This window comes from Lysinibacillus sp. NPDC097195 (assembly GCF_044762075.1).
In the GTDB taxonomy this organism is placed as follows: Bacteria; Bacillota; Bacilli; order Bacillales_A; family Planococcaceae; genus Lysinibacillus.
Genome location: NZ_JBIWDP010000001.1, coordinates 1,547,598 through 1,561,815 on the forward strand (window position 1 = coordinate 1,547,598; position 14,218 = coordinate 1,561,815).

Below are 14,218 nucleotides of genomic sequence, written 5' to 3' on the forward strand. Positions count from 1 at the left end.
ATAATTGTTTACAATCAGTACTAAAAGGAGGAAACACATGCTCGACAAACTAGAAAAATTTTTTCACACAGCTTTTACTACTACATATAATGCTAAGGATCATACACGATATTGGTTTACAACCGAAGACGGAACAACATTTGGCATAATGAAATCCGCTCTTTCTGATGTGGAACTCAACCTACTAACGACTTTATTTCAACTAATTGAAAATCATACAAACAGCCAACATCAATCTACTATTCAGCAAAAATGGTTTGAGTTTTTATTTAATGATGCAAAAGAGCTACCCTTTTTACAAGATATAAAAAACTTACGCTTTTTTTATTTCTATTTAAAACAACCAATTGACGATATTAATAACTTTAAAGAAGCAATAACAGGTGTGATTGGGCAACCTATCCTTTTAATGATTGACGAAAGACAAGGCATCATAATAGATGAAAAGCCACAAGTAATGTTTGATAAAGAGTCATTCAATCAACTAAGTGATACATTAATGAGTGATTTTTTTGTTCAAATTTATAGTTATATCGGTCAACTACATACAGCTGATCAAGGTGTAAAAGATAAATTCCATTATGAATACAAATGTTTTAAAGCGATCCATCGCTATGCGAATCGTGAGCAATCCATGACGTTTTACGAAGCATTCCCATTATTACTTATTGATTCGCCGTCATACGTACAGAAAGACATATTGTCTAATCTGTTAGCAGAAAGTTTGCAAGCACAAGAAATGCTTCAAACGATTCAAGTTTTTTTACAATGTAATTTAAACGCTTCTTTAACTGCTAAAAAGCTTTATATTCATCGCAATAGCCTGCAGTACCGGTTGGACAAGTTTATTGAAAACACTGGGATAGACATTCGTTCCTTTACAAATGCTGCCTTTGTTTCTCTTGCTATGTTATTACTAAAATCTGAAAATTATTAATAGTTGTTCAATGTGCCCAATCATGTTTTGTGTAATGTATACGTATACAATTTACATATTTTTCTCTTATACTCGAAAAAAACATATACATATTTAAGGGAGATGACGAGAATGGCTGAATTAAAATTACAACATATTTTTAAAATCTACGATAAGAATGTAACAGCAGTAAAAGATTTCAATCTTGATATTGAGGATAAAGAATTTATTGTTTTTGTAGGACCTTCTGGTTGTGGTAAATCTACAACATTACGTATGGTAGCTGGATTAGAAGAAATCTCACAAGGTGATTTAATTATTGATGGCAAACGCATGAATGATGTTGCCCCAAAAGATCGTGATATCGCCATGGTATTCCAAAACTATGCACTATACCCGCATATGAGCGTATTTGAAAATATGGCATTTGGCTTAAAACTTCGTAAATTACCAAAAGATGAAATCAATCGCCGTGTTAACGAAGCTGCACGCATCTTAGGTCTTGAGGAATACTTGAATCGTAAACCGAAAGCACTTTCAGGTGGTCAACGTCAACGTGTTGCATTAGGACGTGCCATTGTGCGTGATGCAAAAGTCTTTTTAATGGATGAACCTTTATCGAATTTAGATGCTAAACTTCGCGTGCAAATGCGTGCTGAAATTACAAAACTTCATCAACGTTTACAAACAACGACAATTTACGTAACACATGACCAAACAGAAGCCATGACAATGGCTACTCGCCTCGTTGTTATGAAAGATGGCATTATTCAACAAGTAGGTGCACCAAAAGAAGTATATGAGCAACCGAACAATGTATTTGTCGGCGGATTTATCGGCTCCCCTGCTATGAACTTCTTTACAGGTACACTTACAGATGGCAAATTCCACATTGGGAATACGTCCATCACAGTGCCACAAGAAAGAATGAAAGACTTACTTGCACAAGGCTATAACAATAAAGAAATTATTATGGGTATTCGTCCTGAAGATTTCCACGATGAACAGGCATTTATCGAATCAACTCCAGGTTCAAAAGTCGATGTAACAATTGAAGTAGCTGAATTAATGGGCGCAGAAATTATGCTGTATTCACAAATCGAAGGTCATCAATTTATTGCACGTGTAGATTCCAATGCCACTGCTAAGCCAGGTCAAGTATTGCCACTGGCATTAGATATGAACAAAGTCCACTTCTTCGATAAAGACACGGAGAATCGTATTATTCCAGGTAATAGTGGACAAAACAAAGGCAACGAAGGCACTGAAAAGTCAGTTGTTGTTGGCTAAGATGGTAACGAAGTTGGTGACTCCTGCTCATAACAGCACACAATGAAAGACGGTGGCACTCTGCATATTAGCGAGGGTTACGGCTTACTGTGCTGAGCAGAAAACATCGCCACGGTGGATATTATCGGTATAGAAAAAGTGTTAGATTGATTCAATCAATCTAACACTTTTTGATTATATACGGGTTTTTAATTTTCGAATTTTTTCAATTTGGTAGCTGTATTCAGGCAAATCAAGATCTTTTACAAGAACATTAAAAAAGACTTCAGCACGATTTAAAAAAATTCCTAATAACATTTTCTGTTCAAATTCCACCACATGATCATCATTATCAAATAAAAATTGTACTTTATTATTTTTTAATTGCTTTAACTGAATTCTAACTGGTTGATCGGGAAAATAACATTTCCCAATTCCGTCCTCTAAGTATTCTTCTATAACATTTAAAATATATCCCCATAACTCAGGGAGATAGTCCCAATATCGAACACCTATGATTTCTTTATTATATTTTTTTATCGATAACCCTCCATCAAGTGTAAAAAGACCGTCTTCTTCTATATATTTGCTTCGATTGTTATTGATAAAAGTAACAAATTCATCCCAATTGTTGTTTATGCTTATCGTGTACTTATCAGGATTATTAACTGCATCTTCCAAATCGGTTATAGTTCTTTTTACAATAAATTCGTTAATTGTTACTATTTCCATTATATCTTCACCTCATATTAGTTTTTTGGATATAGTTGTTTACTATGCCCATCTTTAATCCCTAATACGTATTTAACCTCATCTACTTAGAACATACTATTTGTTCCTTCTTTAGCTAAAATCTCGCCATGGTACCCAAGTAATGGTCAGTATTAATAAACTTTTTCATTGATTTTTCAAATTAATTAATCTTAATCTACTTTACAGTTACTGGATTATTTTGTAGGCTATCCATAATAGCACTAGAAAAAAATGATACAAGAACAAACAACCCGATTTTTCCATAACATAATAAGAGGTGATATGTATGACAGACAAAGTAACTGCTTTTAAACAGGCTTTAGGTAATTATCCAACAGGTGTCACAGTTGTTACAGCTTACAATGACGCGCATGAACCGATTGGCTTAACGGTTAATTCTTTTGCATCGGTGTCGATTGATCCGCTCCTTATCCTATGGTCGCTGGACAAAAAATCGCAGCTGCATCCGCTTTTCAATAATGCCGGAAAATTTGCCGTTAATATTTTAGCAAATGAACAATCGCATTTATGTACGTTATTTTCAAGTAAAATTGCGGACCGATTTGCCCAAGTCCATTGGTCTCCTTCTGCACATGGGTTACCAATCTTGCATGATACATTAGCTACCCTGCAGTGCGAAACATATAACAAAATTGATGCAGGTGACCATACGATCTTCATCGGTCATGTGTTAGCAATCGACAATGCCCAAAAGGAACCATTGCTCTATCATCGTAGACATATCGGGCAAATTCCAACAAGTTTTTACGAATAGAAAGCTCTAGGTATTTCAAAAATCACTTTTGAGATACCTACTTTTTTAGTATGCAATCCTTACGTAGCTGGAAAAGGAGGGAAACGACTGTAATGCGTTATTGTAGAAATATGCTTGTCCTTGCATTGTGCGTTTTCATCATAGCAGGTTGCACTACTTTTGAACGACAAAAAATCGAAGTTGAAAAAACAAACGCAGAAGGAATTTATGAGGATTTTAAAGAAATCACCAGTTCGAAAAACGTGAAGAAGGTAAAAAAAACATTGCATAATGCCGACTGGGAGCAAGTAAAAGTTGATATGAAGCGCCCCCCTGACTATCAATTTATTTTTCAATTTATTGATCCTAAAATCCAAGCTAAAGCGATACCTTATTCTGTTTGGACAAGTCCAAACAACAACACACTAGAACTAGTACAAGGCGACCAGTTATACGTTCATTTAAACGAAAAAGATGCTAGTATTTTATTTAAAATATTAACTGACAGTAGTCTAGCCGATGTAAAATAAAGCTTTAGACCACCTTAAAGTATAGAAGGTGGTCTAAACTTTTCCCGCTGCCAATAGGGCTTTACTTTTTCTGTGGAAATCTTTGCTTCTCAAGTCGATTAATTTGGACAATGACACCATCTTGAATGGTAATTTGTACTTCACCAAACTCCAAATTTTGAATGGCCTTCGCAATTACTTCTAATTTCTTATCATCAATCTTTGATAATTGAGACATACGATACACCCCTTCTTTTGGCATACTTTTTGTGTAGAAAAGAGATCCATGCATTAATGGCCCCTTATCTGTCAGAAAACTAGCACCGAATAACTAGGTTGCCTAGGCTTCATCGTCCCTAGTCTCTCTACCCTCACGATAAACCCAATACGTTTCTTGCAAATAATTCTATAATTCAGAAAACCTATTGTCAATATAAATATTACAAAACCGAGTTGAATACTTTGAAATTAAGAAAAAAGCTTTATTTTTACGCCATTATTTTATGAAAATTCCTTCTATCGACACATCTGTCCAACACATATAAACCGCTTACTATCTTTACTTTTATACATACTTTTACAAAGCACGAATTATGAATAACAACTAAAAAAAGCTGTGCAGAATATTATCTTCTACACAGCTTGTCGTTATACGTTTTGTAAGTATTTTATCAACATTTTTGCCGTTTCTTGTTTACCAATCACTTGTATCGGTTCACCATGGGCAGGTACAATCCAATGTGGCTCTTGTCCACCATAAAGTGATTGCGAGCTATTAGCAACCATCAATTGCGCGTTCGCTGTTTCCATACGAAGCCGTGCCCTAGATAGCAGAAATTGCTCATCATCTGTGGCTTCTAATTTAAATCCTACTAACGTCAAATTCGGTTGCCAACCTTTAATTTGACCTAATACTTTTGGTGCTTTTTTAAAGTGAATAACAGGCGGCTCGTCCGACGGCATCTTCCCTGTTTCTTCCATAAGATTTCCAGACTGATCATAGACCTTATCGATGACCCAATCAGAACCTGCCGCTGCCATAATGACAATATCTACTTGTTCATTTTGGACTGCATGGCGAACCTTGTCACCTAAGTCTTCAATCCCTTCAAAGCGAATTGTACGCATTTTGTCTTGATTTACTGGCAGCTGTGCAAAATAGCCATGCATATAAATAACATTTGCACCTGCGGCTAGTGCTTCTTCTGCTAAATAACAGCCCATTGAGCCCTTCGATAAATTCGTATGCCCACGCACACGATCCCATTTTTCAAGTGTTCCCCCACTTGTAATGAGTACGGTTTTTCCTTGTAATGTCCCCACGCACACTCACCTTTTCTGTTCAAGCTATCATGAAATTTCTACTTATTCTATTTTAACGTAAAAAACTAAAATAACCTATTTCTTATTTTGTTCTTTTAGCCATGTACTTAAAATTTCCGCAAACTTCTTCGTCACTGGGGACGCTTGATGTTTCATTGCAAGTCCAATTGTACGATAACCACCTTGCTTTAGCGGTATAGCCTTTAATGAAGATGGCAATCGGTTAATAACTAAACGAGGTAAAATCGAAATACCTAGGTGGTGAGAAATCATCGAAATAATCCCAACCTCCTCCGATAGTTCAAATCGTATATTCGGTTTGACATGGTATTGCTCTAAAATGACTTTGACATCATTGGTACCTCGATAGGATGTCATAATAAAAGGCATATCTTCTAGTTCCGTAATATCAATTTCTGTACGATGATAGAGCTCACTTTGGTTAGAAACGATGCATAAAAGTGGATCTTGTACTAACTCAATAAATTGAAATTGCAACGATTTTTGACCATTTAAAAAGCCTGCATCCACTTCGCCACTTTGGAGCCACTGTTCGATTTCATAATAATCGCCCTCGCGTAACTCTACTTTTATACCAGGAAATTGATTGTCCATAATACCGATAATTTCGGGCATCCAGTTGGACGAAATACTAGAAATAACGCCGATACGTAATTTCCCCCGAGTGACACCAAGAATATGCGCCGCTTCTTGTTGTAATAATTCATCTGCATCAAGCACTTGGCGCATCGCCCGCAGCATTGTTTGCCCCTCACTTGTTAATGTTACACCTGTTCGACTTCGATGAATAAGGGCAAATCCACATTCTTTCTCTAAACTTGAGACAGCATGACTCACTGCCGATTGCGTTAATCCAAGAGCATCGGCTGCTTTTGTAAAGCTCGAAACTTCAGCCACTTTATTCAAAATCTCATATTTGACTAAGCTCATTCCCATTCCCACTTTGTACATGAATTTTTTTAATATTATTCATTATAAACATTCGTTTTACTAATCTCAATCCAAGATATATAGTAATTTTTAGTATAAAACTGTTTTAGTACACAGATAGAAGGTGCAAAGTGAGTAATCAAGGAAAAGCAAATTTATTAATGATCATTGTAACAATGTTTTGGGGATTGTCTTATACGTTTATGGTAATGGGACTTGAAACATTAGCTGTTTATAATGTGGTAGCTTTACGCTGTCTCATCGCATTTTTAGTTGCAGGTTTAGTCTTTTACAAACGAATGATAAAAGTCGATTTTAAAACATTAAAATACGCAGCTATTCAAGGTTTGCTGTTATTCATTGTGTTTGCACTTAGCTTATTGGGTTTAGAGACAACTTCCGTTGCCAACGCAGGCTTTATTTTAAGTCTTACAGTCGTCTTAGTGCCTATATTCAGTAGCTTTATCGACAAAAAATTACCGTCAAAAGCAGTAAGTTTTGCAATCGTAAGCACGATGATTGGTATTGCTGTATTGACGCTTCAACACTCTTTTACATTCCAAACTGGCGATATATTAGTTGCCATTGCAGCACTATGTTATTCAATTTATTTACTGTTAAACGGTCATTTTACACGTAGTGTAGAATCGATTTCCTATGGCATCTATCAACTCGGTTTTGCTGGCTTATACGCCCTAGTTTTAACACTGTTGTTTGAAACACCAACACTGCCAAACTCTACTACTTCTTGGATTGCAATTTTAGGGTTAGGTATTATTTGTAGCGCATTTTGCTTTGTTGGGCAAACTGTTGCACAACAGTATACATCTGCTACACATACAGGGCTAATTTTCTCGTTAGAGCCTATTTTCGCGGCTATGTTTGCTATGATGTTTATCGGTGAAGGACTATCAGTAAAACTACTTATTGGCGGAAGCTTTATATTGATTGGGAATCTTGTTGCACAATTGGAGCATTTACATATTTTACGATTTATGAGAAAACATGAGCATGAAAAAATTATGCATTAAGTTTGCACATGACATTTTAAATAAAAGAAAAAGTGAAATGGCTAAATGACCATTTCACTTTTTCTTATTTGCAGGCTATCCTGCCCATTATAATTATAGATAACGTCTCATTTGCTCAGCATCATTCAAGCGTTCTTCCGCTTTTAAACGTTCCTCACGTTGTGCCGGTGTCTCATGGACAGTCGATTTGGGTGGCGTTACTCGTGTATCGAACGGATCTAGTTGTGCCAGTTTTGATTCAGAGATAAGTGTCGACGTATTAGGATTGACAGTGTTGTCGTCATTATGCTCAGCATATAAGACAATAGCACCTTCCTCCACCAGTTGAGCATAATAAGCGGTTTGTCCTTCTGTAAGATCAAAGCGTTTTAGACCTTCTGTAACAGCAGTTTCACCTGTAAACCATGATTTAATTTGGTCAAACCAATTACCTGCCTCATGCGTTTTTACATCAACATTCGATTTCACATCGTCAATTTCATGAGCTTCTTTCGAAATAATATGAATTTCATCTGTGTCATAACCTTCCATGCGCATACATTTTAAAATATGAAACATCTCTTCTCTCGTATGGGCAACTTCAATTTTTGGGTTTTGTTCATTCATCATGTTCAATTCCTCCTAATTTGTAAGGCTTACTATGTATGTACCCCGACACTTTCGCAAAAAACCTTTTTTAAGCATCCTTTATAAAACTGTAATAATCGTTACATCATTTTGCCTTCTGTTGTCTTTTTGTCATATTGCTTGTTTGGCCATAAAAAAAGCACTTGGCATCGTCTAGTAAATGCCAAGTGCTTATATTCATTAAGCTGATTTTTTATCAAGAAACGCTTTTAACATCCAAGTATGTTTTTCAAGAGATTGATACATCGCATTCAGTAAATCTTCTGTACGGTCATCCCCTTCTTCTGCAGCTAACTGCATTGCAGTATGAATCGCTTTCATCTGCTTTTCAAAGTCTGAAATAGTAGTTGCTACCATTTCATCTGCTGTTTCTTTCCCTGTTGCTTCATCGACATGTGATAATTCAAGATACTCTTTTAATGTAGCTACGGGCTCTCCACCTTTAGACAGTATACGCTCCGCTGTATCATCGAAATTCAATGTAACCTCATTATATAATTCTTCAAATTTTGCATGGAGTGTAAAAAAGGCATTACCGGTTACATACCAATGATAGTTATGTAGTTTCGTATACAGTACTGACCATGTTGCTACGAGTTTATTCAATTCCTTGTTTAAATCTTGTGGCATAATTACCCCTCCAAATTATTGTTTTTTATAGGTTTTAGTATGCAATATAATGACGAACCCTGTCAAGTAGACAAATAAAATAAAAATAATTAGTGAAGTGAAAAATTTTCCTTCCTTAGTTCCTGAGACAGTAAATATATTCCACTTAGTGCTAGTTATTGTACAATGGAATAAAACCAATCTAACATAGGAGACTTTATGAAGATTACATTAAACGAAATGGCATTTGATGATATGGAAAATTTATATGCATTTGAGCTTGAAAACCGGACATATTTTGAAAAAATGGTGCCTAGTCGTGGCGAGGATTATTATGATTTTACTATTTTTAAAAAGAAAAACATTATGCTATTAGATGAGCAAGCGCAGAAGCTATCCTATTTCTATTTAATTAAAAATGAACTTGGACATATCGTTGGACGCATCAATTTAACAGATATCGATAAAGATCTACAGCTAGGTCATATCGGTTACCGAGTTGGTGAGAAACATATTGGCCAAGGTATTGCCAATAAAGCGTTACAGTTATTAATAGCGAGAGTGAGCAATCTAGGTATACGACAAATTGCTGCGAAAACGACAACAAACAATATAGCCTCACAAAAAGTATTAGAGAAAAATGGCTTTATCTTCACTGGTACAAGTAATGAGGAGTTTACCATGCATGGACAAAATGTGAAGTTTGTTTATTATCGTTGGAGCGTTTCGGAAGCCATTTTTAATGAGTAGAGTTGTTATTAAACTAGTAAACCACCTATCAATTTTATTTGATCGGTGGCTACTGTTTTTATGATTTTATTGAAATAATAAATTACTCCAAATCAATTATCTACCATGACACTATAGGGAATATGTTTAATAAACTTCCCTAAGTCAATCTTAAAGTAACTTTCAATATCTTCTTTAAGTTTTTTCTCTAAAGCTAAAAATGCATTGACAATATAATCTAAGTCAAAAACATTATAAACGCTAGATTTTGCCCAAATCGATTTTACTCGAGCTTTATTAGAAAAGGGTATTAGTGAAAGGATAGCTCCATCTTCATAATTATCATACTCTATTGAAAAATAATGAAATTCCAACCTCGCATCTTCTTTTAATTTTTCTTTCCACACATACAGAGACTTATAAAATTCCAATAAAGCTAGTTCTTCTTCAAAATATAACTCATCATTCATTTGAATTTGTAAAATAGCATCGACACTCAAAATACACGAAACATTTCGATTATCTTTATTTGAAATGTAGTCAGGTTCTCCACTAATCTTCACTTCAAAATCAATTGCTGTATGCGCATTCATTTACCATCCCTCCATCTAGTTTTCCTTATTTTTTATAGATTATAAAAGTACGGCATTTATTGGTCAATAAATAATAAAAAAACTCAAAGCGCTAATATAATTAGCGTTTTGAGCTTTACATTGTGCAAATTTTTATGATCATTACTCTTCATTTAGATTGTTAGTAGGGCTTTTTATGATTACACTACTCCCTCCCGATTGCAGACTTGCTAATTTCATCAATCGGTAAATCCTTTTATGATTATATTGTGTATTATATTTTTCATTTAGATATCGGGTCATTTTGCGATAGCCATAGTTCGTGTGTCCCTGTTCATATAGCTCGCTTATTTCTTTTAAAATCAAGTCATTTTCCTGTTGTCTTGTCGTTGGTGTCCGCTGTGTCCATTTATAGTAAGCAGAGCGTGCAATGCCTGCGCATTGACATAGTAGTGAAATCGAGTAGTTGTCGTTGTGATGCAATGCATGAATGGCCATATATTTATCTAGAGCATGCTTCTCCCCCTCTCCAGCTCCTCTAGCTTTTTTAATAACGCATTTTCGGTACGTAGCCGTTCATTTTCACGTTCCAGTTGTTTAATTTCGAGTTGGCATTGCTCTGCCGTTGTTCGCTCTTGGTCGTCTTTATTGCGACCGCGTTTATCTTGTAATGACACTTCGTCACCAGCTTGATATTTTTTAACCCATTGATAAACTTGTTGATAGGATACTTGATAGGTATTCGCTGTTAGTTGATAGTTGTTGTCGTTTTGTAAACAATAGTGAACGATTTGAATTCGTTCATCTAAAGTTGTTTTTCTTCCCTTTGGCATATGGTAGGCTGTCCTTTCGGCATATCCGTCATTTTTATACTATTATAATTGTTAAGGCTATGAATAGAAATGTAAATACAAAAAAAGCCCCCTTATTTTGTCGAGGGGGCTTTACTTACTCAGTTTTCTCAGTATTCAATTGTTCTTCTTCCACACGCTCTTCAGCTATTAATCGATTTTCACGCTGCTGAGGTGTCTCAGCATTATCTATCGTATCAATAAATGGCTCTGGTGCTGTAACACGCGGTTCCAACGGATTATGACGATAGCGATTTTCTTCTTGATCAATAGCAATCGTTACCGGTGCATCCGTTTCTCGCTCAGCAAATATGACAATCGCTCCATGCTCTACAAGCTGTGCATAATAAGCCGTTTGCCCTTCACTTAAATGAAAACGCTTGATGCCTTCCTTAACGGCCGATTCACCCGTAAACCATGATTTAAATTGATCTACCCAATTACCTGCCTCATGTGTTTTCACATCTGCATCCCATTTAATGTTTTCAAATGGTGTGGCATCTTTAGCAATAATATGAATATCGCTTGTATGAAAGCCTTGACCATGTATCTTTGTTAATATATCGAGCATTTCCTCTTTCGAGTGTGCCACTTCAATATGTGGATTTTGTTCGTTCATGCTATTTATGTCCTCCTAATGTTAATGGCTCACTCAATACACATCGTATCAGAGGAATTGCCTTTACCGTTGTTCTTCGTTCGTTTTGATGTTACTTATTAAGAAATGCTTTTAACATCCAAGTATGTTTTTCAAGAGACTGATACATAGCATTTAGCATATCTTCTGTACGATCATCACCCTCTTGGGCTGCTAGCTCCATTGTAGAATTTGTAGCTTCCATTAACTTTTGGAAGTCTGAGATTGTAGATGCGACCATTTCTTCTGTCGTTTCTTTCCCCGTTGCTTCTTCAATATATGAGAGCTCTAAGTGTTCTTTTAATGTGGCTACAGGTTTACCTTCTTTTGAAAGAATACGCTCTGCAATTTCATCTAAATTTAATGTAGTTTCATTATATAATTCTTCAAATTTTTCATGTAGTGTAAAAAAGGAACTGCCAGTTACATACCAGTGGTAGTTATGCAATTTTGTGTATAATACAGACCATGTTGCTACTAGCTTATTTAGATGTTGATTTAAATTTTGTGTCATAATATCTCCTCCAATAATTCTTCATACTAGCCTTTAGTATTGGTTAGTTTGTGCATTGGCTATACCTCTTATTTTCCCCACTTTCACTTTTTCAAACATCATTATGAATATTTTTACGAAAAAATGAGCTACTAATATCGTCATTTTTATCTCTAAAATTATTTCACTTTTCGAAATAATTTCGTTATAATGGAATCACTTACGTTAAAAGGGGTGTTTTCACATGGAAGTATTACCATTACGCAAAGATGTTGCAGTGGAAGAAACATGGAATTTACAAGATTTACTTGAAAATGATGCTGATTTTGAACCTGCTTTAGCTCAGTTTGTTAAGGAAGCAGTAAAATTTGAAAGCACATATAAAGGTACTATTTCCGATGCGCAAAAAGTTATTGAGGTACTGACAGCCTTTGAAGCATTACAAGTCGGTATCGTGCCTCTTGGAACTTATGCAAGTTTAAATATTCAGGCGGATCGTACAGATGATGTCGCGCAAATGCGTGCAGCAAAATTTAGTACGGCCGTTGGTAAAATTAGCAGCTCTCTTGCATTTGTTCATAGTGAATTGCTTGCATTAGATGAAGCAATTTTAGAAGAAGCAGCTGCATCGAGCCCACTCTATCAACGCTATATAACAGAGCTTTTAAAACAAAAACCACATCAACTACATCCCGAAGTCGAAAAAGCGCTTGCTGCCTTGAGTTCTACGTTTGATGCACCTTATGAAATTTATAACACAACAAAGCTCGTTGATATGCATTTTGGTGAGTTTGAAGCCAATGGCAAAAAGCACCCGCTTAGCTATGTGTTATTTGAAAATGATTGGGAGCTTGAAACTGATACAACGACTCGCCGTGCTGCATTCGATGCATTTTCTAACAAACTGCGTGAGTATCAACAGACAACTGCTAAAGTATACAACACACATATCCAGCAAGAAAAAACAATTGCAGACTTACGTGGATTCGATTCTGTTATTGACTATTTATTATTCGACCAAGATGTAGATCGTTCACTATATAATCGTCAAATTGACTTGATTACGAAAGAGCTTGCCCCACATATGCGCCGTTATGCTAAGCTTGTGCAAAAAGCACATGGCTTAGAAAACATGACGTTTGCTGATTTAAAAATAGCGCTTGATCCTAGCTATGATCCAAAATTAACAATGGCTGAGGCCAAGGATTATGTTGAAAAATCATTAGCTGTAATGGGTAAAGATTACGAACAAATGATTGAGAGTGCTTTCAATGATCGTTGGATTGACTATGCTCCGAATAAAGGTAAATCTACGGGTGCATTTTGCTCAAGCCCATACGGCACTCATCCTTACATTTTAATGTCATGGAATGAACGTATGAATGAGGTGTTTACGCTTATCCATGAACTTGGTCACGCCGGGCACTTCGTCAATGCACATGCACATCAATCTTATTTAAATAGTCGCCCATCCCTATACTTTATTGAGGCGCCATCGACAATGAATGAAATGTTGCTAGCAAACTATTTATTAACACATAACGATGATAAACGCTTTAAACGTTGGGTTATTTCTAATATCGTAGCAAAAACGTATTATCATAACTTCGTAACACATTTATTAGAAGCAGCCTATCAACGCAAAGTGTATGAATTAGTTGACGCAGGCGAATCAGTTAATGCCACTGTGTTAAATAATTTAAAACGTACAGTTTTAGAAGATTTCTGGGGCGACACTGTCACTATTTCAGAAGGCGCTGAGCTAACTTGGATGCGCCAGCCTCACTATTATATGGGCTTATACCCATACACATATAGTGCTGGCTTAACAATCTCTACTCAAGTATCCCAACGCATATTAAAAGAAGGCGATACTGCTGTAGAAGAATGGCTAAAAGTATTACAAGCAGGTGGCACCAAATCCCCTGTTGAATTAGCACAAATGGCAGGTGTGGACGTTACAACAGATCAACCGCTACGAGATACCATTGCTTACATTGGTCATTTAATTGATGAGCTTGAAAGACTAACAGCTGAAATAGAAGCTTAATAGTGTTCACGTTACCATCTACGTTCTAATACGTAGATGGTTTTCATTTTTTAGTTCTACACGATAAAACTCTTACATATACTAGAATCAGGGCTCGCCCCAACAACTTTTTTGATATTTCAAAATAGATAATCATTTTTCTTC

At 35.8% G+C, this 14,218-nt stretch carries 18 protein-coding genes; 7 read left to right on the forward strand and 11 right to left on the reverse strand.

Translation table 11 applies throughout. From position 1 onward, the window contains the following. Window positions 1-37: 37 nt before the first annotated feature. On the forward strand, window positions 38-937 hold the full coding sequence (locus tag ACIQXI_RS08000; RefSeq protein WP_402923271.1) for a PucR family transcriptional regulator: 900 nt from the start codon (window positions 38-40) through the stop codon (window positions 935-937). Between the two features lie 111 nt (window positions 938-1,048). Next, the gene (locus tag ACIQXI_RS08005) at window positions 1,049-2,206 is read left to right on the forward strand and encodes an ABC transporter ATP-binding protein (protein WP_402923272.1); all 1,158 of its coding nucleotides are present in this window, start codon (window positions 1,049-1,051) and stop codon (window positions 2,204-2,206) included. A 174-nt stretch (window positions 2,207-2,380) separates the two neighbouring features. Here the strand turns inward: ACIQXI_RS08005 and ACIQXI_RS08010 are convergent, their stop codons facing one another. Further along, window positions 2,381-2,917: a hypothetical protein gene (locus ACIQXI_RS08010; RefSeq protein WP_402923273.1), complete on the reverse strand. Its 537-nt coding sequence runs from the start codon at window positions 2,915-2,917 to the stop codon at window positions 2,381-2,383. A gap of 307 nt (window positions 2,918-3,224) precedes the next feature. Here ACIQXI_RS08010 and ACIQXI_RS08015 point away from each other — a divergent pair, with 307 nt between their 5' ends. Then, window positions 3,225-3,713, forward strand: a complete 489-nt coding sequence (locus tag ACIQXI_RS08015) for a flavin reductase family protein (RefSeq protein WP_402923275.1) — start codon at window positions 3,225-3,227, stop codon at window positions 3,711-3,713. A gap of 92 nt (window positions 3,714-3,805) precedes the next feature. Continuing rightward, window positions 3,806-4,222: a YhfM domain-containing protein gene (locus ACIQXI_RS08020; protein ID WP_402923277.1), complete on the forward strand. Its 417-nt coding sequence runs from the start codon at window positions 3,806-3,808 to the stop codon at window positions 4,220-4,222. 61 nt (window positions 4,223-4,283) lie between these two features. Here the strand turns inward: ACIQXI_RS08020 and ACIQXI_RS08025 are convergent, their stop codons facing one another. The 3 genes from ACIQXI_RS08025 to ACIQXI_RS08035 all read right to left on the reverse strand — a co-directional run bounded on the left by ACIQXI_RS08025 (window position 4,284) and on the right by ACIQXI_RS08035 (window position 6,475). Beyond that, window positions 4,284-4,439 carry a YezD family protein gene (locus tag ACIQXI_RS08025; RefSeq protein WP_080653350.1) on the reverse strand — a complete coding sequence of 52 codons (156 nt, stop codon included), beginning with the start codon at window positions 4,437-4,439 and terminating at the stop codon, window positions 4,284-4,286. A gap of 410 nt (window positions 4,440-4,849) precedes the next feature. Beyond that, window positions 4,850-5,524, reverse strand: a complete 675-nt coding sequence (locus ACIQXI_RS08030) for a phosphopantothenoylcysteine decarboxylase domain-containing protein (RefSeq protein ID WP_402923279.1) — start codon at window positions 5,522-5,524, stop codon at window positions 4,850-4,852. A 75-nt stretch (window positions 5,525-5,599) separates the two neighbouring features. Further along, on the reverse strand, window positions 5,600-6,475 hold the full coding sequence (locus ACIQXI_RS08035) for a LysR family transcriptional regulator (RefSeq protein ID WP_402923281.1): 876 nt from the start codon (window positions 6,473-6,475) through the stop codon (window positions 5,600-5,602). 131 nt (window positions 6,476-6,606) lie between these two features. On the opposite strand from ACIQXI_RS08035, the gene ACIQXI_RS08040 reads away from it, so the two are divergent. Next, a complete protein-coding gene (locus ACIQXI_RS08040; protein ID WP_402923283.1) occupies window positions 6,607-7,506 on the forward strand; it encodes a DMT family transporter in 900 nt (299 codons plus the stop codon). A gap of 93 nt (window positions 7,507-7,599) precedes the next feature. Here ACIQXI_RS08040 and ACIQXI_RS08045 read toward each other — a convergent pair whose 3' ends face one another. Both ACIQXI_RS08045 and ACIQXI_RS08050 read right to left on the reverse strand, forming a co-directional pair. After that, the gene (locus tag ACIQXI_RS08045; protein WP_402923285.1) at window positions 7,600-8,115 is read right to left on the reverse strand and encodes a YflT domain-containing protein; all 516 of its coding nucleotides are present in this window, start codon (window positions 8,113-8,115) and stop codon (window positions 7,600-7,602) included. A gap of 198 nt (window positions 8,116-8,313) precedes the next feature. After that, window positions 8,314-8,763, reverse strand: coding sequence for a Dps family protein (locus ACIQXI_RS08050; RefSeq protein ID WP_402923287.1), 450 nt, complete (start codon window positions 8,761-8,763; stop codon window positions 8,314-8,316). Window positions 8,764-8,961: 198 nt separating this feature from the next. Here ACIQXI_RS08050 and ACIQXI_RS08055 point away from each other — a divergent pair, with 198 nt between their 5' ends. After that, window positions 8,962-9,492, forward strand: a complete 531-nt coding sequence (locus ACIQXI_RS08055) for a GNAT family N-acetyltransferase (RefSeq protein WP_402923289.1) — start codon at window positions 8,962-8,964, stop codon at window positions 9,490-9,492. Between the two features lie 92 nt (window positions 9,493-9,584). On the opposite strand, the gene ACIQXI_RS08060 is transcribed toward ACIQXI_RS08055, so the two are convergent. The 5 genes from ACIQXI_RS08060 to ACIQXI_RS08080 form a co-directional block, all read right to left on the reverse strand. Continuing rightward, complete coding sequence (locus ACIQXI_RS08060) at window positions 9,585-10,064, reverse strand: DUF7878 domain-containing protein (protein WP_402923290.1); 480 nt, start codon at window positions 10,062-10,064, stop codon at window positions 9,585-9,587. 141 nt (window positions 10,065-10,205) lie between these two features. After that, window positions 10,206-10,541 (reverse strand): IS3 family transposase, encoded by a 336-nt coding sequence (locus tag ACIQXI_RS08065; RefSeq protein WP_402923292.1) that lies wholly within the window; start codon window positions 10,539-10,541, stop codon window positions 10,206-10,208. Between the two features lie 8 nt (window positions 10,542-10,549). Continuing rightward, window positions 10,550-10,876: a helix-turn-helix domain-containing protein gene (locus ACIQXI_RS08070; RefSeq protein WP_402923293.1), complete on the reverse strand. Its 327-nt coding sequence runs from the start codon at window positions 10,874-10,876 to the stop codon at window positions 10,550-10,552. Between the two features lie 115 nt (window positions 10,877-10,991). Beyond that, window positions 10,992-11,513, reverse strand: coding sequence for a general stress protein (locus tag ACIQXI_RS08075; RefSeq protein WP_402923295.1), 522 nt, complete (start codon window positions 11,511-11,513; stop codon window positions 10,992-10,994). A 91-nt stretch (window positions 11,514-11,604) separates the two neighbouring features. Then, the gene (locus ACIQXI_RS08080; protein ID WP_402923297.1) at window positions 11,605-12,045 is read right to left on the reverse strand and encodes a Dps family protein; all 441 of its coding nucleotides are present in this window, start codon (window positions 12,043-12,045) and stop codon (window positions 11,605-11,607) included. 223 nt (window positions 12,046-12,268) lie between these two features. Between ACIQXI_RS08080 and pepF the strand changes: the two genes are divergently transcribed. Beyond that, window positions 12,269-14,074 (forward strand): oligoendopeptidase F, encoded by a 1,806-nt coding sequence (pepF, locus tag ACIQXI_RS08085; protein WP_402923299.1) that lies wholly within the window; start codon window positions 12,269-12,271, stop codon window positions 14,072-14,074. Window positions 14,075-14,218: the final 144 nt, after the last annotated feature.

Excerpts from the sequence above, each read along its gene's own strand:
- ACIQXI_RS08065 (WP_402923292.1), bottom strand. The coding sequence starts at position 10,541 with ATGGCCATTCATGCATTGCATCACAACGACAACTACTCGATTTCACTA.
- pepF (WP_402923299.1), top strand. The coding sequence starts at position 12,269 with ATGGAAGTATTACCATTACGCAAAGATGTTGCAGTGGAAGAAACATGG.
- ACIQXI_RS08075 (WP_402923295.1), bottom strand. The coding sequence starts at position 11,513 with ATGAACGAACAAAATCCACATATTGAAGTGGCACACTCGAAAGAGGAA.
- ACIQXI_RS08070 (WP_402923293.1), bottom strand. The coding sequence starts at position 10,876 with ATGCCAAAGGGAAGAAAAACAACTTTAGATGAACGAATTCAAATCGTT.
- ACIQXI_RS08055 (WP_402923289.1), top strand. The coding sequence starts at position 8,962 with ATGAAGATTACATTAAACGAAATGGCATTTGATGATATGGAAAATTTA.
- ACIQXI_RS08020 (WP_402923277.1), top strand. The coding sequence starts at position 3,806 with ATGCGTTATTGTAGAAATATGCTTGTCCTTGCATTGTGCGTTTTCATC.
- ACIQXI_RS08050 (WP_402923287.1), bottom strand. The coding sequence starts at position 8,763 with ATGCCACAAGATTTAAACAAGGAATTGAATAAACTCGTAGCAACATGG.
- ACIQXI_RS08080 (WP_402923297.1), bottom strand. The coding sequence starts at position 12,045 with ATGACACAAAATTTAAATCAACATCTAAATAAGCTAGTAGCAACATGG.
- ACIQXI_RS08035 (WP_402923281.1), bottom strand. The coding sequence starts at position 6,475 with ATGAGCTTAGTCAAATATGAGATTTTGAATAAAGTGGCTGAAGTTTCG.
- ACIQXI_RS08015 (WP_402923275.1), top strand. The coding sequence starts at position 3,225 with ATGACAGACAAAGTAACTGCTTTTAAACAGGCTTTAGGTAATTATCCA.
- ACIQXI_RS08005 (WP_402923272.1), top strand. The coding sequence starts at position 1,049 with ATGGCTGAATTAAAATTACAACATATTTTTAAAATCTACGATAAGAAT.
- ACIQXI_RS08045 (WP_402923285.1), bottom strand. The coding sequence starts at position 8,115 with ATGATGAATGAACAAAACCCAAAAATTGAAGTTGCCCATACGAGAGAA.
- ACIQXI_RS08060 (WP_402923290.1), bottom strand. The coding sequence starts at position 10,064 with ATGAATGCGCATACAGCAATTGATTTTGAAGTGAAGATTAGTGGAGAA.
- ACIQXI_RS08000 (WP_402923271.1), top strand. The coding sequence starts at position 38 with ATGCTCGACAAACTAGAAAAATTTTTTCACACAGCTTTTACTACTACA.
- ACIQXI_RS08010 (WP_402923273.1), bottom strand. The coding sequence starts at position 2,917 with ATGGAAATAGTAACAATTAACGAATTTATTGTAAAAAGAACTATAACC.
- ACIQXI_RS08025 (WP_080653350.1), bottom strand. The coding sequence starts at position 4,439 with ATGTCTCAATTATCAAAGATTGATGATAAGAAATTAGAAGTAATTGCG.